Source organism: Streptomyces sp. NPDC087270, from assembly GCF_044744625.1.
Lineage (GTDB): Bacteria > Actinomycetota > Actinomycetes > Streptomycetales > Streptomycetaceae > Actinacidiphila.
Genome location: NZ_JBIUYR010000039.1, coordinates 1 through 24163 on the forward strand (window position 1 = coordinate 1; position 24163 = coordinate 24163).

2 protein-coding genes and 1 pseudogene are annotated in these 24163 nt (G+C 76.0%); all 3 read right to left on the bottom strand.

Annotation, left to right across the window (positions count from 1 at the left end; genetic code table 11):
• A pseudogene (locus ACIPAE_RS39625) lies at positions 1-2009 on the bottom strand (type I polyketide synthase); the annotation flags it as partial.
• A 100-nt stretch (positions 2010-2109) separates the two neighbouring features.
• Positions 2110-10854, bottom strand: coding sequence for a type I polyketide synthase (locus ACIPAE_RS39630; RefSeq protein ID WP_402452309.1), 8745 nt, complete (start codon positions 10852-10854; stop codon positions 2110-2112).
• Positions 10855-10997: 143 nt separating this feature from the next.
• Positions 10998-23963, bottom strand: coding sequence for a type I polyketide synthase (locus ACIPAE_RS39635; RefSeq protein ID WP_402452311.1), 12966 nt, complete (start codon positions 23961-23963; stop codon positions 10998-11000).
• Positions 23964-24163: the final 200 nt, after the last annotated feature.

Below are 24163 nucleotides of genomic sequence, written 5' to 3' on the forward strand. Positions count from 1 at the left end.
ATGTGGGCGGCGTCGTGGAGGGTGAGGATGCCGGCGATGTGGGCGGCGGCGATTTCGCCTTGGGAGTGGCCGATGACGGCGGCGGGTTGGATGCCTGCGGTGGTCCAGAGGTGGGTGAGGGCGATCATCATGGCGAAGAGTGCGGGTTGGACCATGTCCACGCGTTCCAGCCATTCCTGGTCGGGTCCGGTGAGGGTGTTGATGAGGGACCAGCCGGTGAGGGGGTCCAGGGCGGCGGCGGTGGTGTTCAGGGAGTCGCGGAAGGTGGGGTTGTGGGCGTAGAGGGCATGCGCCATGCCGGGCCATTGGGAGCCTTGGCCGGGGAAGACGAAGACGGGTCCGGGGCTGGTGGTGTGGGTGGCGTGGCCGGTGATGAGGTGGGGGGTCGGCCGGTGCTCGGCCAGGGCTCGTAGGCCGGTGAGGGCGGTGTTCCGGTTGTCGGCGATGACGACGGCTCGGTGGGGGAGTTGGGCGCGGGTGGTGGCGAGTGCGTGGGCGACATCGGGGAGCGGGAGTTCCGGGGTGTGTTCGAGATGGTCGGCCAGGCGTCCGCCGAGGGCGGCGAGGGCTTTCGCGCTCGCCGCGGAGAGGAGCAGGGGCACCGCGGGGGGCGCTTCGTCGGAAGCGGGCGCTGCGACCTCTTCGGGCTCCTCGACGTCTTCGGGCTCCTCGACGTCTCCGGGTTGTTCGAGGATCACGTGCGCGTTGGTGCCGCTGATCCCGAACGCCGACACGGCCGCCCGCCGGGCCCGGTTCACCTCCGGCCATGCGCGCTGCTGGGTGAGGAGTTCGACGGCGCCGGTGGTCCAGTCGACGTGTGAGGTCGGGTGGGTGGCGTGCAAGCTGCGCGGGAGCACCCCGTGGTGGAGGGCGTGCACCATCTTGATGAGGCCGGCGATCCCGGCGGCGGCCTGCGTGTGGCCGATGTTGGTCTTGACGGAGCCGAGGTACAGAGGGGTGGTGCGCTGCTGCCCGTAGGTGCTGAGGAGAGCTCCCGCTTCGATGGGGTCGCCGAGTGAGGTCCCGGTGCCGTGGGCTTCGACGGCGTCGATGTCGGCCGGGGTGAGGCCGGCGTTGTCGAGTGCGGTGCGGATGAGGCGGGCTTGGGAGCGGCCGTTGGGCGCGGTGAGGCCGTTGGAGGCGCCGTCCTGGTTGACGGCGCTGCCGCGGATGAGGGCGAGGACGGGGTGGTGGTTGCGGCGGGCGTCGGAGAGCCGCTCCACCAGCACCATGCCCACACCCTCGCTCCACGCCGAGCCGTCGGCCGCGTCGTCGAACGCCTTGATCCGGGCGTCGGGGGCCAGGCCCCGTTGGCGGGAGAACTCGATGAAGGACTCGACCGTCGACATGACGGTGGCGCCGCCCGCCACGGCCAGGTCGCACTCGCCGGTGCGCAGCGACTGGACGGCCAGGTGCAGGGCGACCAGCGACGACGAGCACGCGGTGTCGAGGGTCAGCGCCGGACCCTCCAGTCCGAACACGTACGACAGGCGGCCCGAGGCGATGCTTCCCGCGCTGCCGGCGCCGATCATGCCCTCGAAGCCCTCGGGCGCGGGGGTCAACCGGGCGCCGTGGTCGTGGGAGAGGATGCCGATGAAGACGCCGGTGCGGGAGCCGGCCAGGCCGCGCGGGTCGAGCCCGGCGCGTTCGAACGTCTCCCAGGTCGTCTCCAGCAGCAGCCGCTGCTGCGGGTCCATCGCCAGCGCCTCGCGTGGCGCGATCCCGAAGAGGGCGGCGTCGAACCCGGCGGCGTCCTGGAGGAAGCCGCCCTCCTTGACGTAGATGTGGCCGACGGCGTCGGGGTCGGGGTCGTACAGCTCGTCGATGTCCCAACCGCGGTCGGCGGGCATCGCGGAGATCAGGTCGCGCTCCTCCACGACCGCGCGCCACAGGTCCTCGGGCGAGTCGATGCCGCCGGGGAAGCGGCAGGCCGCCGAGACGATCGCGACGGGCTCCGGCCGGCCGGACTCCAGCTCCAGGAGCCGGGCGCGGGCGCGGTGCAGATCGGCCGTCACCCGTTTCAAGTACTCGATGATCCGCGTGTCTTCCACGGAACGCGTCCCTTTCTGCCGACGGCTCGGAAACTTCCCGGCCGATGTCGCTGGAGGTTCAGAAGCTGCCCATGTCGTCGATGAAGTCGAGGAGTTGGTCGACCGACGCGTCCTTCAGGCCGAGGTCGTCCGCCGGGTCGCCGGCCGCTGCCGGCGCGTCGGCTCCGCTCCACCGGCTCACGAGGGAGTGCAGCCGCATGGTGACCTTGGCCCGTAGCGCCGGATCGGCCGTGTCGGCGCCGAGCAGGGCCAGTTCGAGCCGGTCCAGGTCGGTGAGGACCGGTGGGACGGCCTCGACCGGGATGTCGAAGAGCTGCTCGTCGAGGAAGGCGGCAAGGGCCCTCGGGGTGGGGTGGTCGAAGGCGAGCGTGGCCGGGAGTTTCAGGCCGCTGAGCGCGGAGAGCCGGTTGCGCAGGTCCACCGCGGTCAGCGAGTCCAGGCCCAACTCCCTGAAGGCGCGGCCGTCGTCCACCTGCTCGGCGGGGCCGTGCCCGAGGACGACGGCGACGGTGGTGCAGACGGCGGTGCGCAGGGCGGCGGTGCGTTCGGCGGGGCCGAGCGCTGCCAGCCGTTTCCGCAGACCGGCCTGCTCGGCGGCGCCCGCGCGGCGCCGCCCGGCCCGCACCAGGCCGCGCAGCAGCCAGGGGAGGGTTCCGTCGCCCGCCTGGGCCCGCAGGGTGGGGAAGTCGAAGCGGGCGGCGACCAGGTGGGCGTCGGCGCCGTCGAGGGCCGCGTCCAGCAGGGCCATGCCCTGCTCGGCGGTCAGGCTACGGGTGCCGGAGCGGGCCATCCGGCGGGCCAGGTCCTGCTCGGAGAGCCCGGCGCCCATCTCGGAGCGGTCCTGCCACAGGCCCCAGGAGACGGACAGCCCGGGCAGCCCGGCGGCCCGCCGGTGCTGGGCGAGGGCGTCGAGGAAGGCGTTCGCCGCGCCGTAGTTGGCCTGGCCGGCGCCGCCGAAGGTGCCGGCCATCGAGGAGTACATGACGAACGCGGCCGGATCGGCGTCCCGGGTGAGCCGGTGCAGGTGCCAGGCCGCGTCGGCCTTCGCCCGCAGCACGGTGTCGACATGGTCCGGGGTGAGCGAGCCGAGGGCGCCGTCGGCGAGCACCCCGGCCAGGTGGAACACCCCGGTGAGCGGATGCCGTTCGGGAATCCGCGCCAGCAGCGCGGCCAGGGCGTCAGGGTCGGCCACGTCGCAGGCGGCCACCGTGACCGTGGCACCGGCCGCCGCCAGATCCGCCCGCAGTCGCGCGACGCCCGGTGCGCCACCGCCCCGGCGGCCGGTGAGCAGCAGATGCCGCGCGCCGCGCCGGGCCACCAGGTGGCGGGCGAGGATGCCGCCGAGGGTGCCGGTGCCGCCGGTGATCAGGACCGTGCCCTCGGGGTCGAGGGCGCGGTGGCCGGCCGCGTCGGCGTCCGCGGTCGCTCGCGCCAACCGCGGAACGCACAAAACCCCTTCGCGCAGGGCCAGTTGGGGTTCACCCGAGCCGAGCGCCGCGGTCAGCACGACCGGCGGGACGGCCGCCGTGTCGCTGTCCAGCAGCACGAAGCGGTCCGGCTGCTCCTGCTGCGCCGAGCGGACCAGGCCCCACAGCGGGGCGTGCGCGAGGTCGTCCGCCGCGCTTCGCGGCTCCTGGTGGTCCGCCACCTTCCGCGGCCCGCGGCCGTCCGCCGCGTTCCCCCGCTCGTCGTCGTCCGCCACCTTCCGCGGCCCGTGCGTGACGCCGTCGCCCGGGGCGCGCCGCGGGCCGGCCGCCACCGCCTGCCGGGTGAGGAAGACCAGCCGCGCCGATGCCCAGCGCTCGTCGGCCGTCCACGCCCGGCACAGCTCCAGCGCCTCCAGCAGCACCCGCCGGTCTCCCGGTTCACCGCCCGCACCGGCCACCACCACCGCGTCCGGCACGGGAGCGCCCGCGTCCACGGCGGCGCCCAGCGCGGCCAGGTCGGCGTAGCGGCGGCCGGCCTCGACCTCGGCCGGCCAGACCGCCTCGCAGCGCTCGCCCAGCACCGCCCAGCGCGTGGCGGTGGCCTCGGCGGGCGGCAGGGGCGTCCAGTCCACGCGGAACAGGGAGTTCTCCGTCCCGGTGTGCGCCGCCGCCGGACCGGCGGCCGCCATCGGCCGTACGGCGACGGACTCCGCGGTCAGCACCGGCTGTCCCGCACCGTCGTACAGGTGGAAGGCGAAGGCGCCGTCGCCGAGCCGCACCACCCGTACCCGCAGCTCGGTGGCGCCCTGGGCGTGCAGCGTGACCCCGCTCCAACTGAACGCGAGCTGCCCGCTGTCGTCGAGGCCGTCCAGGACGACGACGTGCAAGGCGGCGTCCAGGAGCGCCGGGTGGATGCCGTACTGCGGGGCGTTCTTCGCCTCCGGCTGCGGCAGCCGCACCTCGGCGAAGAGCTCGCCGCCGTGGCGCCAGGCGGCGGTCAGGCCGCGGAAGGCGGGGCCGTACCCGATGCCGGCGGCGGCGATGCGCTCGTAGGCGTCGTCCGTCGGCAGGGGCTCGGCGTCGCGCGGCGGCCAGCCGGCGAGGGGTTCGGGATCGGCTCCGGCGGGAGCCAGGAAGCCCTCGGCGTGCTGGACCCACGGGGCCTCCTCGTCGGCGTCCGGCCGCGCGTGGACCCGTACCGCGCGCCGTCCGGCACCGTCGGGCGCGTCGACCGTCACCTGCACGACGGCCGCGCCGCCGGCCGGGAACACCAGCGGCTGCTGGAGCGCCAGGTCCTCCACGGTCCCGCAGCCGACCGCGTCACCCGCCCGCACCGCCAGTTCGACGAACGCCGTCCCGGGCAGGATCACCACCCCGCCCACCGCGTGGTCGTCCAGCCAGGGCAGCGAGCGCCGTGCCAGCCGGCCGGTCAGCACCACCCCGCCGTCGGCGAGCGCCACGCTCGCGTCGGCCAGCGGATGCCCGGTGCCGCGCACGCCCGCGCCCACCGGCCCGTGCACCGGCCGCAGCCAGTAGTTCTCGCGCTGGAAGGCGTACGTCGGCAGGTCCACGCGCCGCGCGCCGCCCCCGTCGAACACGGCCGCCGCCCAGTCCACGTCCACGCCGTGCACCCACGCGTCCGCCAGGGCGCGCGCGGTGCGCTCAGGGCCGCCGTCGTCGCGGCGCAAGGTGCCCAGGGCGGCCACCCGCACGTCCTGCGACGCCGCGATGTCGCTGACCCCGCCGAGCAGCAGCGGGTGCGGGCTCATCTCCAGGAACACCCGGTGCCCCCGGTCCAGCAGATGGCGTACGGCCGCCTCGAACTGCACCGGTTCGCGCGCGTTGCGGTACCAGTACGCGGCGGACATCGTCGAGGTGTCCACCACTTCCCCGGTGACGGTCGAGCACAGCGGGACCGTGCCCCGCTGCGGGGCCAACCCGTCCAACACGTCGAGGAGTTCGCCGCGCAGCCGTTCCATCTGCGGGGAGTGGCCCGGCGCGACCGCACCCCGTACCCGGCGCACCTGCGCGCCCTCCGCCTCGGCCACCGCGAGGAACTCCTCCAGGGCCGCCACGTCACCGCTGACCACCACCGACTCCGGGCCGTTGATCACGCCGACGCTCAACTGCCGCTCCCACGGCCGCAGTCGCTCGGCCACCCAGTCGTGCGACTTCGACACCCCGGCCATCGCGCCCAGGCCCACCACGTCCACGATCAGCCGGCTGCGCAACGCCACCACCAAGGCCGCCTCCTTCAGCGACAGCGCGCCCGCCACGTGCGCGGCGGCGATCTCGCCCTGCGAGTGGCCGACGACGGCCGCCGGCCGCACCCCGGCCGCCTGCCAGGTGCGGGCGAGGGAGACCATCACCGCGAACAGCACCGGCTGCACCACGTCCAGCCGCTCCAGCGACGGCGCGTCCGGTGCCCCGGCCATCGCGCCGGTCACCGACCAGCCGACCAGGTCGTCGAAGACCCGCTCGCAGTCGGCGAACGTGTCCCGGAAGACCTCGGACCGCTCCAGCAGCGCCGATGCCATGCCCACCCACTGCGAGCCCTGTCCGGGGAAGACGAACACCGCCTCGGCGCCCGTGGGCGCCCCGGTGACGACCTGCGCCGACTCCTCGCCCGCGGCCAGCGCCCGAAGGCCGGCGAGGGCGTCGTCCGGGTCGGACGCGAGCACCACCGCGCGGTGCGCGAGCGCCGTGCGCGTCGTCGCCAGCGACCAGGACACGTCGGCCGGCTCCGGGGCGTCCGCCGTCCCCAGCAGCCCGGCCAGCCGGGCCGCCTGGCCGCGCAGCGCCGCGGGGGTGTGCCCGGACAGCACCAGCGGGGTGACCGGCAGCGCCGGCCGCGGCACGTCCACCACCGGTGCCGGCGGGGCCTGTTCGAGGATCACGTGCGCGTTGGTGCCGCTCGCGCCGAACGCGGAGACCCCCGCCCGGCGCGGCCGGTCCACCGCCGGCCACACCTCGGCCCCGGTCAGCAGCCGCACCGCGCCCCGCGACCAGTCGATCCGCGACGACGGCCGGTCCACGTGCAGCGACCGCGGCAGCAGCCCGTGGCGCAGCGCCATCACCGTCTTGATCACCCCGGCGACACCCGCCGCGCCCTGGGCGTGCCCGATGTTCGACTTGATCGAGCCGAGCCACAACGGCCGGTCCGCGTCCCGGTGCTGGCCGTACGTCGCCATCAGCGCGTGTGCCTCGATGGGGTCGCCGAGCCGGGTGCCGGTGCCGTGGCCCTCGACGGCGTCCACGTCGGCCGGGGCGAGTCCGGCGTCGGCGAGCGCCTCGCGGATGACGCGCTGCTGGGCGGTGCCGTTGGGCGCGGTCAGGCCGTTGGAGGCGCCGTCCTGGTTGATCGCCGTGCCGCGGACGACGGCCAGCACCCGGTGCCCGTCGCGCAGCGCGTCCGGCAGCCGTTCCACCAGCAGCATGCCCACGCCCTCCGACCACATCGTGCCGTCGGCCGCCTCCGCGAACGACTTGCTGCGCGCGTCCGGCGCCATGAGCCCCTGCCCGGAGAACCCCACGAACGCGCCCGGTGTCGCCATCACCGTCGCGGCCCCGGCCAGCGCCAGGTCGCACTCGCCGGTGCGCAGCGCGTGGACCGCCTGGTGCAACGCGACCAGTGCCGAGGAGCAGGCCGTGTCCACGGTGACCGCCGGGCCCTCGAAGCCGAAGGTGTACGCGATGCGCCCGGTGGCGATGGACCCGCCGATGCCGGTCGCGAAGTACGGCACCAGGTCGTCCGGCATACGGTCGGGGCCGGGCAGGTAGTCGTGTCCGACCAGTCCCGCGAAGACGCCGGTACGGCTGCCGCGCAGCGTGCCCGGGTCCAGGCCGGCCCGCTCCATCGCCTCCCACGCGGTCTCCAGCAGCAGCCGGTGCTGCGGGTCCATGGCCAGCGCCTCGCGGGGCGAGATACCGAAGAACGCCGGGTCGAACTCGCCCGCGTCGTACAGGAATCCGCTCTCCCGCGCCTCCGTCGAGGTTCCCCGGTCCCCGTCCGGGCCGAACAACTCCTCCAGGTTCCAGCCCCGGTTGTCGGGGAAGGCACCGAGGACGTCGCGTTCGTCGGCGACCACCTGCCACAGGTCCTCGGGGCTCGTCACCCCGCCGGGGAAGCGGCAGCCCATGCCGATGATCGCGATCGGTTCGTCGGACGCCCGGCGGCGGGCCGGGGCCTGGCCGGACACGGGCGCGGGTCCGCCCCGGCGTTCCTGGTCCAGATGGGCGGCGAGCGCCCGCGGGGTGGGATGGTCGAAGACGGCCGACGCGGGCACCGGCAGGCCGGTCGCCGCGCGCAGTTCGGCGCACAGGTCGACCGCGCCGACGGAGGTCACGCCGAGTTCGGAGAAGGGGCGGGTCGCCGCCACGGCGTCCTTCGTCGGGTGCCCGAGGACGGCGGCGGTCGCGGAACGGACGAGGTCCAGCGTCTCCGCCGCAGTCGGCCCGGCCGCGGGTGCGGGTGCGGGAGCGGGGGCGGCGGGTGCGGTGTGGGAGCCGGAGGCGGTGGAAGCGCTGGAACCGCCGAAGGAGCGGCCCGCGGTGATCCAGTACCGCTGGTGGTCGAAGGCGTACGTCGGCAGCGGTGCGCGCCGCGCGCCGCGGCCGGCGAGCACCGCGCTCCAGTCGACGTCCACCCCGGCCGCGTACGCCTGGCCGAGCCCGGTGAGCAGGGACCGCGTCTCGGGGCGGTCCCTGCGCAGGGTCGGGGCGAGGACCGACGCCGACGGGTCGGCGAGGCAGTCCGCCGCCATCGACGCCAGCACCCCGTCGGGGCCGAGTTCCAGGAAGACCCGTCCGCCGTCCGCCTCGGCGGCGCGCACCGCGTCCAGGAAGCGGACCGGTTCGCGCAGGTGCCGTACCCAGTACTCGGGGTCGGTGACCTCGCCGGGCCCGACGAGGGCGCCGGTGAGGGCGGAGACCAGCGGGACGCGCGGTTCGCGGTAGGCCACCTTGGCCGCCACCTCGCGGAACTCCGCCATCGCCGGTTCCATCAGCACCGAGTGGAAGGCGTGACTGACCGTCAGGCGGCGGGTCTTGTGCCCCCGCTCCGCGAGCGCGCGGGCCACGGCCTCGGTCGCCCGCGCCTCGCCCGACAGGACGACGGACCGCGGGCCGTTGACGGCGGCGATACCGACCCCGGGGGCGAGCAGTCCGGCGACCTCGGCCTCGGCCGCCCGTACCGAGATCATCACCCCGCCGCCGGGCAGCCGGTCCATGGCCCGGCCGCGCGCGGCGACCAGCGCGCACGCGTCGGCCAGGGACAGCACCCCGGCCACGTGCGCGGCGGTCAGCTCCCCGACGGAGTGCCCCGCCAGCCGCTTCGGTACCACGCCCCAGGACTCCACCAGCCGGAACAGCGCCGTCTCGACGGCGAACAGGGCGGGCTGGGTGAACACCGTACGGTCCAGGTCGACCTGGCCTCCGGACAGCACCTCGCGCAGGGGGCGTTCGAGCAGCGGGTCGAGGTGCGCGCACACCCCGTCGAGGGCGGCCGCGAACACGGGGAACTCGTCGGCCAACTCCCCTGCCATGCCCGCGTACTGCGCGCCCTGCCCGGTGAACAGCACGGTCAGCGACGGCTGTTCATGTACCTCGCCGCGTACGACGCCGGCCGCCGGTGTGCCGTCGGCGAGGGCGCCGAGCGCGGCGAGCAGCTCCCCGTGTTCGCGGCCGCCCGCGGTGACGACCACGGCGCGGTGCGGCATGCGGGCCCGGGTGGTGGCGGTCGACCACGCCAGGTCCAGCGGGCGCAGCCCGGGGTGCGCCCGCACGTGGTCGGCCAGCCGGGCCGCCTGGCCGCGCAGGGCGGCGGGGGTGCGGGCGGAGAGCAGCCAGGGCAGGGCGCCGGGGGCGCGGCCGCCGGGCAGCCCGTCGGCGGGCGGAGACGAGGGAGCGTCGGCGCCGCCGTCCAGGGCGTCCACCGGGTCCGCCTCGACCGGGTCGACCGGGTCGGTCGCCTCCAGCACCACGTGCGCGTTCGTGCCGCTGATCCCGAAGGACGACACCGCGGCCCGCCGCGGCCGGTCCGTCCGCGGCCACGGCCGCTCGCCGTGCAGCAGCCGCACGCCGGCCGCACTCCAGTCGACGTGGGTGGTGGGCTGTTCGACGTGCAGGGTGCGGGGCAGCACGCCGTGCCGCAGGGCGAGGACGGTCTTGATGACGCCGGCGACCCCGGCGGCGGCCTGGGTGTGGCCCAGGTTGGACTTGATCGAGCCGAGCCACAGCGGCCGCTCCGCGTCCCGGTCCCGGCCGTAGGTGGCGAGCAACGCGTCCACCTCGATGGGGTCGCCGAGCCGGGTGCCGGTGCCGTGCGCCTCGACGGCGTCCACGTCGGCCGGGGTCAGGCCCGCGTCCTTCAGCGCCGCCCGGATCACCCGCTGCTGGGCGGTGCCGCTGGGGGCGGTCAGGCCGTTGGAGGCGCCGTCCTGGTTGACGGCCGAGCCGCGTACCACCGCCAGGACCCGGTGACCGTTGCGGCGGGCGTCCGACAGCCGCTCCACGAGCAGCATGCCCACGCCCTCCGACACGGCGGTGCCGTCCGCCTGTTCCGAGAACGTCTTGCAGCGGCCGTCCGGCGCCAGCCCGCGCTGCCGGGAGAACTCCATCAGCGTCCACGGGGTCGACATCACCGTGGCCCCGCCCGCCAGCGCCAGGTCGCACTCGCCGCCGCGCAGCGCCCGTACCGCCTGGTGCAGCGCGACCAGGGACGCCGAGCAGGCCGTGTCCACGGTGACCGCGGGTCCCTCCAGGCCCAGCGCGTAGGCGAGCCGCCCGGACAGCACGCTCTGCGTGGAACCGGTGCCGAGGTAGCCGGCGAGATCGGCGACGCCGTCCATCATGGGCGGGACGTAGTCCTGACCGTTGGTGCCGACGAACACGCCGGTGCCGCTGCCGCGCAGGGTGCCGGGATCGATCGCGGCGTCCTCCAGCGTCTCCCAGGCGACCTCCAGCAGCAGCCGCTGCTGCGGGTCCATGGCGAGGGCTTCGCGCGGCGAGATCTCGAAGAAATCCGCGTCGAAGTCGCCCGCGGTGGCGAGGAACCCGCCCTCGCGGACGTAGGCGGTACCGGGCACGGCCGGGTCCGGGTCGTACAGCGTCTCCAACTGCCAGCCCCGGTCGGCGGGCAGCGGCCCGATCGCGTCCGTGCCCTCGGACAGCAGCCGCCACAGGTCGCCGGGGGAGGCGACGTTCCCGGGGAAGCGGCAGCCCATGCCGACGATGGCGACCGGCTCGGTCCGTTCGGCCTCCAGTCGCGCCACCTGCCTTCTGGTGGCGTCGAGTTCGTTCGCCATCCACTTGAGGGTCTCGACGACCTTGTCGCCGCCGGCCGCCGGGGCGCCGGTGCCGCTGTCGCTGCTCGTCACTGCACGCATCTCCTGTGTTGCCTGGGCCGGCCTCGGCTGAGCCGCGGGCGGCCGGACGGAGGAGTCGGGGGAGGGCCGGCCCCCGGGCGGGGGCCCTTGGGGTGGGGGCCCTTGGGTCTCGGGCCCCTGGGCCGGGGAGCCGCTCACCGGCCGAACCGTTCCTGGATGAGGCCGAGGACCTCCTCGGCGGTCGTCGCCGACGCCAGCGCGTCGCCGTTCTCCGCCGCCGGGGTGTCCGGGAGCCGGGCCAGCAGGGCCCGCAGCCGCCCCGCCACCGCCGCCGAGGAAGGGGCGTCGAGGCGGTCCACGGCCGCGTCCAGCCGGTCCAGCTCGACCTCCACCGGAAGGCCCCCGCCGGACCCGGACCCGGACCCGGACCCGGACCCGGACCCGGACCCGGACCCGGTCCCGGCCTCGGACCCGGTCTCGGCCCCTTCATCGGGCCCCGGCCCGTCCGCGGACGGGCCGGCGTGGACGGCGAGTTCGGTGAGGACGTGGGCCGCCAGCGCCTCCGGCGTCGGATGGTCGAAGACGACCCCGACCGGCAGCCGCAGCCCGGTCGCCGCGCCGAGCCGGTTGCGGAACTCCACCGCCGTGAGCGAGTCGATGCCCAGTTCGCGGAAGAGCCGGGTGGCCGAGATCTCGCCGGCGTCGGCGTGGCCGAGCACCGCGGCGAGCTGTCGCAGCACCAGGTCCCGCACCAGCGCCGTACGGTCGGCGGCCGCGGTCTTCGCGAGCCGGTCGCGGAAGCCGGAGCCGGTCTCCGCCGGGGTGGCCGCCGGCTCCCCGGCGGCGGGCCGGACGGCCCTGCGGTAGCCGGGCAGGCCGAGGAAGAGCCGGGTCGGCCGCACACCCACCGAGCCGGCGTCGAAGCGGTCGAAGTCCACGTCCGCGATGACCAGATGGCCGCTGTCGCCGGCCACCGCCCGCTCCAGCGCGCGCACCGCCCGCCGCGGGTCCATCGACTCCATCGCGAACCGGTGCAGCCGGTGGGCGATCACTTCGCCGCCCTCCAGCCCGCTGTCGCCCGCCCAGTGCCCCCAGCCGACCGACAGCGCGGGCAGGCCGAGCGCCCGGCGGCGCAGCGCGAGCGCGTCGAGGTAGGCGTTGCCGGGGGCGTAGCCGCCCTGTCCCGCGTCCGCCGTGACGCCCGCGAACGAGGAGAACAGCACGAACGCGTCCAGCGGAAGGTCCCGGGTCAGCTCGTCGAGATGGCGGGCCGCCTGCGCCTTCGCCCGCAACGACCGCTGGAGCTGGTCGGCCGTCAGGGACATCAGCAGCGCGTCGTCCACGACCGCCGCCGTATGCACCACGGCGGTCAGCGGGTACTCCGCCGGCACCCGCGCCAGCAGGTCCGCCAGTGCCGTACGGTCGCCGAGGTCGCAGGCCGCGACGGTCACCCGCGCGCCGAGCGCCGTGAGTTCGGCCGCCAGCTCCCGCGCGCCCGGCGCGTCCGGGCCGCGCCGTCCGGTCAGCAGCAGATGGGGCGCCCCGAGGGCGGCCAGGTGCCGGGCCACGTGCCCGCCGAGCGCGCCCGTGCCGCCGGTGACCAGCACCGTTCCGGTGGGTTTCCAGCCCTGCGACCGGTCTTCGGCAGGCGCGGGCACCAGCCGCCGGGTCAGCGCCGCCGACGCCCGGACCGCCACCTCGTCCTCGCCGGTGGCCCCGGACACCACGGCCACCAGCCGGGCCAGCTCGCGCGGCCCCGGTTCCGGGGGCAGGTCGATCACCCCGCCCCACCGCTCGGGATGCTCCTGCCGGGCGGTCGCCCCGAGCCCCCACACCGTGGCCTGCTCCGGCGCCGGCACCGCGTCCGCCGGCTCCGCCCCGACCGCACCTTGGGTGAGCACCCACAGCGGGGCCGGCCAGTCCACGTCGCCGAGCGCCTGGACGACGGCCAGCGTGGCCGCCAACGCCCTTGGTACGGAGTCGTGTTCGGGGTGGGTGCCGTCGAGCAGCCCGGTCAGGGCCAGTACGCCCGCCGGGACCCCGGTCCCGTCCAGCGCCTGCGCCACGGCGGCTCGGCCGGCGTCAGCCGGCAGCTCGCGCCGCGTCACGCGCGCCCCGTGCGCGCCCAGCGCCGTCTCGACCTGCGCGGCCCATGCCCCGGCCGCCGGGGCGTCCGGTACGAGCAGCAGCCAGCCGCCGCTGAGCGTGGGCCGCGGGGAGGTGGCGACCGGCTCCCACACCACCCGGTGCCGCCACCGGTCGAGCGCCGCGTCCTGCCGTGACGTCTCCCGCCAGCCGGCGAGCGCCGGCAGTACGTCCCGCAGCGACGCCGCCTGGCCGTTCACCAGCGAGAGCTCGCCCAGCAGTTCGTCGACGTCCCCGCTCTCGACCGCGTCCCAGAAACGCCGCCCGGCCGCGTCGTCGTCCGGCGCCGGCGCGGGCGCGGCGGCGGGAGAGGCGAAGTAGGCCGACTGGCTCGGCGCGTCCAGCCAGTACCGCTGCCGCTGGAAGGCGTAGGTCGGCAGGTCGACGAAGGACGGCGGAGTCTGCGCGTACACCGCCCGCGGCCAGTCCACCGGCACTCCGGCGACGTACGCGGCGCCCAGGGAGAGCGCGAGCCGGTGCGGGCCGCCTTCGCCCCGTCGCAGCGTGCCCAGCGCGGACGCCGAGGCGCCCGCGTCCTCCGTGGTCTCCTGAAGCCCCGTCAGCAGCACGGGGTGCGGGCTCACTTCGAGGAACACCCGGTGTCCGCGGCCCAGCAACTCCCTTACGGCCGCGTCGAAGCGGACCGGCTCGCGCATGTTGCGGTACCAGTAGCCGGCGTCCATGCCGGAGCCGTCCACCATCGCGCCGGTGACCGTGGAGACGACCGGGATGTCGCCCGCCTTCGGTGTGACGGGGGCCAGTTCGGCCAGCACGCGCTCGCGCACCTTTTCCACCTGGGCCGAGTGCCCGGCGGCGATCGCGCCCTTCACCCGGCGGGCCCGTGCGCCGAGCGCCTCGGCGTCCGCCAGGAACTCCTCCACCGCGGCCGTCTCGCCCGACACCACCACCGACTCCGGCCCGTTGACCGCGGCCACGCTCAGCCGGTCGCCCCAGCGCTCCAGCCGGGCGGCGACCCACTCCTGCGGCCGGGCCACCGACGCCATCGCGCCCAGCCCCGACAGTTCCTCCTGCATGGTCCTGCTGCGCAGGCAGATGATCCGTGCCGCGTCCGGCAGCGACAGCGCGCCCGCGACGCAGGCCGCGGCGACCTCGCCCTGGGAGTGCCCGACGACCGCGGCCGGCAGCACGCCGGCCGCCTGCCAGGTGCGGGCCAGCGCCACCATCACCGCGAACAGCAGCGGCTGGACCACGTCGAGCCGTTGCGGCGAGGGCGCGCCCGGACGGTCGTACAGCACGTCGAGGACCGACCAGTCCACGAACTCGCCCAGTGCCGCGTCGCACTCGGTGAGCGACCGGGCGAACGCCGGTGAGGAGTCGAGGAGTTCGACCGCCATGCCGGGCCACTGCGAGCCCTGGCCGGGGAAGACCAGCACCGGGCCGGCGCCGGGCGCGGCCGTGCCGGTGACCAGGTGGGGGTGCGCTTCCCCGTCGGCCAGGGCCGTGAGCGCGGCCAGCGCGTCGTCCCGGTCGCCGGCGACGACGGCCGCCCGGTGCTCCAGTTCCGTCACCCGCGTGGTCGCCAACTCCCGTCCCAGCGTGTGGATTTCGAGTGCGGAATGGTCGGCGAGGGAGTCGCGCAGCCGTCGGGCCTGACCGCGTAGCCCGGCAGCGGTCGCCGCGGACAGCGGCAGGACGGCGGGGCCATCGGCGAGAGCCGAAGGGGCGAGCGGGCGTCGCGGGGCCTGTCCTCGCGCCTCCTCCTCCGGCCCGGTGCGGTCCTCCGCGCCGGTTCCCTCCGCCGCCCCCGGCACGAACTGCTCCAGGATGACGTGGGCGTTGGTGCCGCTGATGCCGAAGGCGGATACGGCTGCGCGGCGGGCGCGTTCGACTTGGGGCCATGTGCGTTGCTGGGTGAGGAGTTCGATGGCGCCGGTGGTCCAGTCGACGTGTGAGGTGGGCTGGGTGGCGTGGAGGGTGCGGGGGAGGATGCCGTGGTGGAGGGCGTGCACCATCTTGATGACGCCGGCGATGCCGGCGGCGGCCTGGGTGTGGCCGATGTTGGATTTCAACGAGCCGAGGTAGAGGGGGTGTTCGGCCGGCCGGTGCTGTCCGTAGGTGGCGAGCAGCGCGGTCACCTCGATGGGGTCGCCGAGCGGGGTGCCGGTGCCGTGCCCCTCGACGGCGTCCACGTCGGCCGGGGTCAGCCCGGCGTCGGCGAGAGCCTGCCGGATCACCCGCTGCTGGGCCCGTCCGCTGGGCGCGCTCAGCCCGTTGGAGGCGCCGTCCTGGTTGACGGCCGAGCCGCGGATCACGGCCAGCACCGGATGCCCGTGGCGCCGCGCGTCCGACAGCCGCTCGACGACCAGCGTGCCGATGCCCTCGGAGAAGGCCGAGCCGTCCGCGTCGTCGGCGTACGAGCGGCAGCGCCCGCTCCGGCCGAGCACCTGCTGCCGGCTGAACTCCACGAAGCCGCCCGGCGTCGACATCACCGTCGCCCCGGCCGCCACCGCGAGGTCGCACTCCCCGCCGCGCAGCGCACGCACCGCGAGGTGCAGGGCGACCAGGCCGGCCGAGCAGGCCGTGTCGAGGGTGAGAGTGGGCCCTTCCAGGCCGAAGACGTAGGCGACCCGGCCGGACAGGACGCTGGCGGTGTGCCCGAGCAGCAGGTGGTTGGCGACCCCCGCGGGTGCGTCCTTCACCCCGGCCGCGTAGTCCTGCTCGCCCGCGCCGACGAAGACGCCCGTACTGCTGCCGCGCAGTGATGTCGGCGGGATACCGGCCCGTTCGAAGGACTCCCAGGTCGTCTCCAGCAGCAACCGCTGATGCGGGTCCATGGCCAGCGCCTCGCGCGGCGAGATCCCGAACAGGCCCGGCTCGAATCCGGCGATGTCGTCCAGGAAGCCGCCCTCGCGGGAGTACGACGTCCCGGCCGAGGCCGGGTCCGGGTCGTACACGGCGGCCGGGTCCCAGCCGCGGTCGGTGGGGAAGGCCACGATGGCGTCCCGCTCCTCGACGACCAGCCGCCACAGGTCCTCGGGGCTGACCGTGCCGCCGGGATAGCGGCAGGCCATGCCGATGACGGCGATCGGTTCGTCCGCGGCCGAGGCGGCGGACGGCGCCTGCTCCCGCTCCGCGCCGGTCAGCCGGTCGCGGATCGCGGCGGCCAGGTCGCGCGGGGTGGGGTGGTCGAAGACGACGATGGCGGGCAGGACGAGCCCGGTCGCCTTGCTGATCCGGTCGCGCACCTCCACCGCGGTCAGCGAGTCCAGGCCGAGGCTCTTGAAGGTCTGCGCGACATCAAGGTCGTGGGCCGTGTCGTGCCCGAGGGCGGCCGCCACCTCGTCCCGCACCAGTGCCAGCACCGTCCGCTCCTGTTCGAGGGGCGGCAGCGCGCCCACGCGGCGCGCGAAGCCACCCGCGTCCGCCCCCGCCTCGCCCTCCGTGGCGGCTTCCGTGTCGCCGTGCGCCGCCGACAGGGCGAACAGCGGGCCGGGCCGCACCGCGGCGAACAGCGCGGTCAGCCGCGGCCAGTCCACATCGGCGACGACCTGGCAGGTGCGATCCGACGCCAGCACCCGTTCCATCGCGTCCAGGGCGTCCGCCGGGGGCAACGGACGCAGTCCGCTGCGCCGCAGCAGCCCGGCCACCTCGTCGTCCGCCGCCATGCCCGCGCCTTCCCACGGGCCCCACGCGATGGACGTCGCGGGCAGCCCGTCGGCCCGCCGCCGCTGGGCGAGGGCGTCCAGCACCGCGTTGCCGGCGGCGTACGCGGCCTGCCCGGCGCTGCCCCACACCCCGGCGACGGACGAGAACAGCACGAAGGCGTCCAGCTCCAGGCCGGCCTCCCGCGTCAACTCGTCGAGGTGGCAAGCCCCGTCGGCCTTGCCCGCGACCACCGCGGACCACTCCTCGGCCGACAGCCCGGTCACCGGGCGCGCCTCGAAGACACCGGCCGCGTGGAAGACGGCGGTGGGCCGATGACGTGCGATCAGGTCGGCGACCGCGGCGCGGTCCGCGGTGTCGCAGGCGACCACCTCCACCTCCGCACCCAACTCCCGCAGCGCGGCCACGAGATCGGCCGCACCCGGGGCGGCCTCGCCCCGACGGCCGGTGAGGACGAGACGGCCGGCGCCGTTCTCCGCGAGCCACCGGGCCACATGGGCGCCGAGCGCCCCGGTCCCCCCGGTGACCAGGACGGTCCCGCGAGCGCGCCACCGCCGCCCGCGTACGGCGCCGGTACGGTCGGTGCCCGCGCGGGCGGCGCCGGTAAGGCCGGTGCCTGTACGGGTGGTGCCTACACCGGCTGTGTCCGCACCGGCCGTGTCCGTACCGGCTGTGTCCGCACGGGTGGTGTCCGAATGGTCGGTGCCTGTACGGGCGGTGCCTACAGCGGTCGTGTCCGTACCGGTCGTGTTCGCATCGGCGGTGCCTGTACGGGCGGTTTCCGGACTGGCCGATTCCGAGCTGGCCGCTCCAGTACCGGCCGTGACTGTACCGGCGGTGCCTGGATCGGCCGTGTCCGCGCCGGCGATGTCTGGATCGGCCGTGTCCGTACGGGTGGTGTCTGCACTGGCCGTGTCCGCACCAGCCGCATTCGTACCGGTCGTGTTCGCATCGGCGGTGCCTGTACGGGCGGTTTCCCGACTGGCCGATTCCGAACCGGCCGCTCCAGTATCTGCCATGTCCGCACGGGCCTTGTCCGTACCAGCGGTGCCTGTACCGGCCGTGCCTGTACCGGCCGCGTTCGTACCGGCGGTGCCTGTACGGGCGGTTTCCGGACTGGCCGATTCCGAGCCGGCCGCTCCAGTACCGGCCGTGTCCGCACCGGCCGTGACTGTACCGGCGGTGCCTGGACCGGCCTTGTCCGTACCGACGGTGCCTGGACCGGCCTTGTCCGTACCGGCGGTGCCTGGACCGGCCGTGTCCGTACGAGCGAAGTGCGCACCGGCCGCGTTCGTACCGACGGTGCCTGCGCCGGCCGCATCCGCACCGGAGGTGCCCGCACCGGCCGTAGGGGGATTCGTCGGGCGGTCGGGGGCCGGGACGACGCGGCGGCCCCGGACGCGTCCGTCGCGCAGGGCGATCTGGTCCTCCCGGCCGGGGCGGCTGCCCGCGGCGAGCACGGCGCACAGCGCGTCCAGATCGCGGTCGCCGAAGCCGCCCACGTCCGCCAGGCCGCCCCAGAGGGAGGGGAGTTCGAGCGAGACGACCTGGCCGAGCCCCCACACCGCGGCCTGCGCCACCGTGCGTACCGGGTCCTGGGCTCCGGTGGAGACGGCACCCTCGGTGAGGAACCACCGCGGGGCGTCCGGGCCTTCGGCACCGCCGGCATCGCGGGCCGCCGCCAGCGCGAACAGCCCGGGGTCCGGTGCGAGGGCGGCGGCGACCACGACACCGGCGACGGCACCGTCGTCGGGCGGGCCCACGGCGGTGCCCGACACGGCCTCGGCGCCGGCCCGTTCCAGCGCGGAGCGCAGAGCCGTCACCCGCGGGTCCGCCGGATCGGTGCCGGCCGGCAGGTCCACCCGCCAACGCCCGTGCAGCCGCGCCCCGTTGACGGACACCGGCACCCACGCCACCTCGTGGGCGTGGGTGCGCAGCCGGTCCGCGCTGTCGCGGGTGTCCAGCAGCGCGCCCAGCGTCCGTGTCTGCTCCTCGGTGAGGTCGAGCTCTCCCACGAGGGCTCCGAGGGTTCCGAGCGTTCCGAGCGCGTCGGGGGCCGTGGTCCGCGCGGTCGCGGAGAGCCAGAAGCGGCGGTGCCGGAACGGATAGCCGGGCAGTGCGACGGTCCGGGCGCCGGTGCCCTCGAACGCCCGCGACCAGTCCACCCGCAGGCCCGACAGGTGCAGGGCCGACAGCGCCTCGACGAAGGCCGCCGGCTCGGGCCGGTCGGCGCGCAGCGCCGCGACGACGGTGGGCGAGGCGTCCGCCGGCAGGCTGTCGCGGACGGCCCCGGTGAGCGCGCCGGCGGGCCCCAGCTCCAGGTACGCCGTCGCGCCCGCCGCGTGCAGCGCGCCGACGCCGTCGGCGAAGCGGACCGGCTCGCGGACGTGCCGCACCCAGTAGGAGGGCGAGCACAGTTCGCCCGGGCCGGCCGGCGCGCCGGTCAGGTCGGACACGACGGGTACCGCCGGCGGATGGAAGGACACCCCGGCCAGGACCTCCGCGAAGGCGTCCGCCATCGCGTCCATGTGCGCCGAGTGGAAGGCGTGGTCGACCCGCAGCCGCCGTACCCGCCGCCCCTGCGCGCGGAAGCGCTCCGCCACCTCCTCGACGGCGTCGCGGTCACCGGAGACCACCACGGCGGACGGTCCGTTGACCGCGGCCACGCCCACCCGGTCGCCGTACCCCGCGAGCGCGTGCCGGGTCTCCTCCTCCGTGGCCTCCACGGCGGCCATCGCCCCGTCCGCCGTCACCGCCCGCATCAGCCGTCCGCGCGCCGCCACCAGCGCGCAGGCGTCGGCGAGTGACCACACCCCGGCGACACAGGCCGCCGCGAACCCGCCGATGGAGTGCCCGATCAGCAGGCCGGGCCGCACTCCCCAGTGCTCCAGCAGCCGGTACAGCGCCACCTCGACGGCGAAGAGCGCGGCCTGCGCGTGGTCGGTGCGGTCCAGCAGCTCCGCGTCCGTGCCGAACACGACGTCCCGCAAAGGCTGTTCGAGATGCGGGGCGAAGTGCGCGCACACCTCGTCGAAGGCCGCCGCGAACACCGGCTGGGACGCGTACAGTTCCCGGCCCATGCCGGGGCGCTGGCTGCCCTGGCCGCTGAAGACGACCGCGAGCAGGGCGTCCTCCCGGGCCCGGCCGGTCAGGGTGCCGGCCGTGGAGCGCCCCTCGGCCACCGCCAGCAGCCGCTCGACCGCCTGCTCCCGCCCGCCGGCGACGACCGCGGCACGCCAGGGCAGCGCGCTGCGCGTGGTCGTCAACGAATAGGCGGCGTCCACGAGTTCGGTGCCGGAGCCGACGGTCGCCGCGATCCGCGCGGCCTGCGCGCGCAGCGCCTCCCCGTCGGCCGCCGACAGCAGCAACGGGACGGTGGCGGGCGCCGGGCCGCGCTCGGGCGGTCCGGCGGACGGCGGCGCCTGCTCCAGGATGACGTGCGCGTTCGTCCCGCTGATCCCGAAGGACGACACCGCGGCCCGCCGCGGCCGGTCCGTGTCGGGCCAGGCGCGAGTGCGCGCCAGCAACTCCACCGCGCCGGACGCCCAGTCGACGTGCGAGGACGGCTCACCCGCGTGCAGGCTGCGCGGCAGGACGCCCTCGCCCAGCGCCATGACCATCTTGATGATGCCCGCGACACCCGCGGCGGCCTGGGTGTGGCCGAGGTTGGACTTCACCGAGCCGAGATAGAGCGGCCGTTCGGCCGGCCGGTCCCGGCCGTACGTCTCCAGCAGGGCCCCCGCTTCGATCGGGTCGCCCAGGACGGTGCCGGTGCCGTGGCCCTCGACGGCGTCCACGTCGGCCGGGGCGAGCCTGGCGTCGGCGAGCGCCTCGCGGATGACGCGCTGCTGGGCGGTGCCGCTGGGCGCGGTCAGCCCGTTGGAGGCGCCGTCCTGGTTGACGGCCGAGCCGCGCAGCACGGCCAGCACCCGGTGCCCGTTGCGCAGCGCGTCCGGCAGCCGCTCCACCAGCAGCATGCCCACGCCCTCGGACCAGCCGGTGCCGTCAGCCCCCTCGGCGAACGACTTGCAGCGGCCGTCGCGCGCCAGCCCGCCCTGCCGGGAGAACTCCACGAACGTGTCCGGCGCGACCATCACCGTCACCCCGCCGGCCAGCGCCAGATCGCACTCCCCGCGCCGCAGCGACTGCGCGGCCAGGTGCAGCGCCACCAGCGACGACGAGCACGCGGTGTCCACCGTCAGCGCGGGGCCCTCAAGGCCCAGCGCGTAGGCGATCCGGCCCGAGGCGACACTGCCGGCACCGCCCGTCAGCAGATACCCCTCCACGCCTTCCGGCACCTCGGTCACGCCGCTGCCGTAGTCGTGGTACATCAGCCCCGCGAACACACCGCCGCGCGAGCCGTGGACGGCCTCCGCCGGGATGCCCGCGTTCTCCAGGGCCTCCCAGGAGACCTCCAGCAGCAGTCGTTGCTGCGGGTCCATGGCCAGCGCCTCGCGGGGCGAGATCCCGAACGGCGCCGGGTCGAAGCCGGCGGCGTCGTCCAGGAACCCGCCGTGCCGGGTGGCGCTGGTGCCGCGCGCGCCGGCCGCGGGGTCGAACAGCGCGGACAGATCCCAGCCGCGGTCCACCGGGAACTCGCCCACCGCGTCCCGCTCCTGGAGCACCAGGCGCCACAGGTCGGCGGGTCCGTCCACCCCGCCCGGGTAGCGGCAGGCCATGCCGATGATCGCCACCGGCTCGCCGTCGTCGCGCGGCACGGCGTTCCGGGCGTTCCGCGCACCCTCGGACACGGCGTCCGCGCCGGCCAGCCGGCCGTCCAGGAACCGGGCCAGCGCGCGGGGGGTGGGATGGTCGAAGACCACCGTGGACGCCAGGGCGAGCCCGGTGGCCGTCGCCAGCCGGTTGCGCACCTCCACCGCCATCAGCGAGTCGAGGCCCAGCTCCCGGAACTCGCTCGCCACGTCCAGCCCGTCACCGCTCGCATGCCCCAGCACCAGCGCCGTCTCGTCACGCACCACGCCCAGCAGCAGCCGCTCCCGCTCGTCGGCCGACAGCCCGGCCAGCCGTTCCTCCAGCCCCGACCGGGACGCCGCCGGCCTCGCCTGCGCGGCCGTCCGCCGTGCGGCACGCGGCACGAGCCGCGACAGCAGCGGCGGTACGGGCCGCCCGGCCCGCACCAGCGCCCGCGGGTCGAGCCGGGCGGGCACCAGGGCCGCCGGGCCACCGTCCCGCGCCGCCGCGGCGAGGGCGGCGTCCAGCAGGGCCAGCCCCCGCTGAGCCGGCAGCGGCAGCAGCCCGGCGCGCCGCATCCGGGCCAGGTCCCGCCCGTCCAGCCGCCCGGTCATCCCCGACGGCTGCTCCCACAGGCCCCACGCCAACGACAGTGCGGGCAGCCGGAGTTGCCGCCGGTGGAGGGCCAGGGCATCGAGGAACGCGTTGGCCGCCGCGTAATTGCCCTGCCCCGGGTTGCCGAGCACCCCCGCCACCGACGAGAACAGCACGAAGGCGGACAGGTCGAGTCCGGCGGTCAGCTCGTGCAGGTGCCAGGCGGCGCGGGCCTTCGGCCGCAGCACCGCCGCCACGGCCTCGTCGCTGAGCCCCTCGACGGTCGCGTCCGCCAACACGCCCGCCAGGTGCATCACGGCGCCCAGCGGATGCCCCGACGCCTGGACCTCCGCCACGACGGCGGCCAGCGCATCCCGGTCCCCGATGTCACAGGCCCGTACGTCGGCGACGGCACCTGACTCCGCCAAGGTGCCGACCAGTTCGGCCGCTCCGGCCGCGTCCGCCCCCGAACGGCTGAGCAGGAGCAGCCGCCGCACCCCGTGCACGGCGACGAGGTGCCGGGCCACGAGCGAGCCCAGGCTTCCCGTGCCGCCGGTCACCAGGACCGTACGGTCGGGGTCGAAGGCGGGCGGGGCATCCGCTTCGGCCCGCGCCGCATCCCCTTCTTCAGGCGCCGCATCCCCTTCGGCACCGGGGTGACGGACGAGGCGCGGCACGTACGCCGCCCCGCCCCGCAGCGCGAACTGCGGCTCGTCCCCGACCGGAACCGATACGAGGTCCGCGTCCGTGTCCACGTCCGTGTCCGCGTCGGTGTCGGCATCGGTGGCCGCGCCGCCGTCCGTGTCGACGAGGACGAACCGCCCGGGGTGCTCGCTCTGCGCCGACCGCACCAGACCCCATACGGCCGCCGCCGCCGGGTCGGTGACCCGGTCACCGTCGTCCACCGCGACCGCGCCCCGGGTCCGCACCACCAACCGGTGGTTCCGCAGACCTGGGTCGGTCACGAAGCGGCGGACGACCGCCAACACGGACAGGACCAGCTCGCAGACCTCCACGGGGGAGCGGCCGACGAGGTCCAGCAGCACAGGAGGAAGGTCGCCGTGCGGGACCTGCGCGGGTGCGGCGTGGAGCGTGGACTCCCCGCTCGGCACGAGGAGTTCGTCGAGTCCGTCGAGCGTGTCGAGTTCGCCGGGCCCGGAGATCCGGGCCGCCCACCCGCCCGCGCCGGACCCGTCCGCCACGACCGCCGGCTCTGCCTCCTCCCACCGCACCGCGAACAGTTCCTCGGTCCGCGAGGTCGTCCGCAGCGCCTCCACGGTGACCGGCAGCAGCGCCAGTGACGCCACGGACACCACCGGCGCACCGTCGCCGTCCACGGCGGTCAGCTCCACGGACTCCGGCCCCGTACGGCGCAGCAGCACCCGCAGCGCCCGCGCGCCGGAGGCGTGCACCCGCACCCCCGACCACGCGAACGGCAGCCGGATGCCCGGCACCCGGGGCAGCAGCCCGGTCGCCGCCACGGCGTGCAGGGCGGCGTCGAGAAGCGCCGGATGCAGCAGGAACCCGTCGGACGCACCCGCCTCCGCAGGCAGTTCGACCTCCGCGAACACCTCGTCCGCGCGGCGCCAGAGGGCACGCACGCCCTGGAACGCGGGGCCGTAGTCGTATCCCTGGGCGGCCAGGTCGTCGTACAGCGTGCTCGTCGGCAGACGGTCGGCACCGGACGGCGGCCAGGAGGCGAGGCCGGGGGACGGGTCACCGACACCATCCAGGGCTTCCTCGGCCAGCAGACCTTCGGCGTGGAGCGTCCACGCGGCGTCCGAGCCGGCCGGGCCGGGCCGGGAGTGCACGGTCACCGAACGCCGCCCGGCCGCGTCCGGCTCACCCACCGCGGCCTGCACGGTCACCTGACCGGTGAGCGCCAGCGGCGCCCGCACCGTCAACTCCTCGACCGTCCCGCACCCGACCTCGTCGCCGACCCGCATCGCCATCTCCACGAAGGCGGTACCCGGCAGCAGCACCGACCCGGCGACCGCGTGGTCGGCACACCACTCCGGAGACCCCGCGCCCAGCGCACCCGTCAGCACCGCACCACCCGCACCCGCCAGCGGCACGGCCGCGCTCAGCAGCGGGTGGTCGCGCACGGCGACTCCGGGGTGGGAGCCGGCCGGTGAGGTCGTACGCAGCCAGTAGCGTTGGTGTTGGAAGGGGTAGGTGGGGAGGGTTGTCCGGGTGGTGGGGGTGGGGAGTTGGGTGGTCCAGGTGGGGGTGGTTCCGGTGGTGTGGGCGTGGGCGAGTGCGGTGGTGAGGTCGGTGGGGGTGGCGTGGTGGCGTCGGAGGGTGT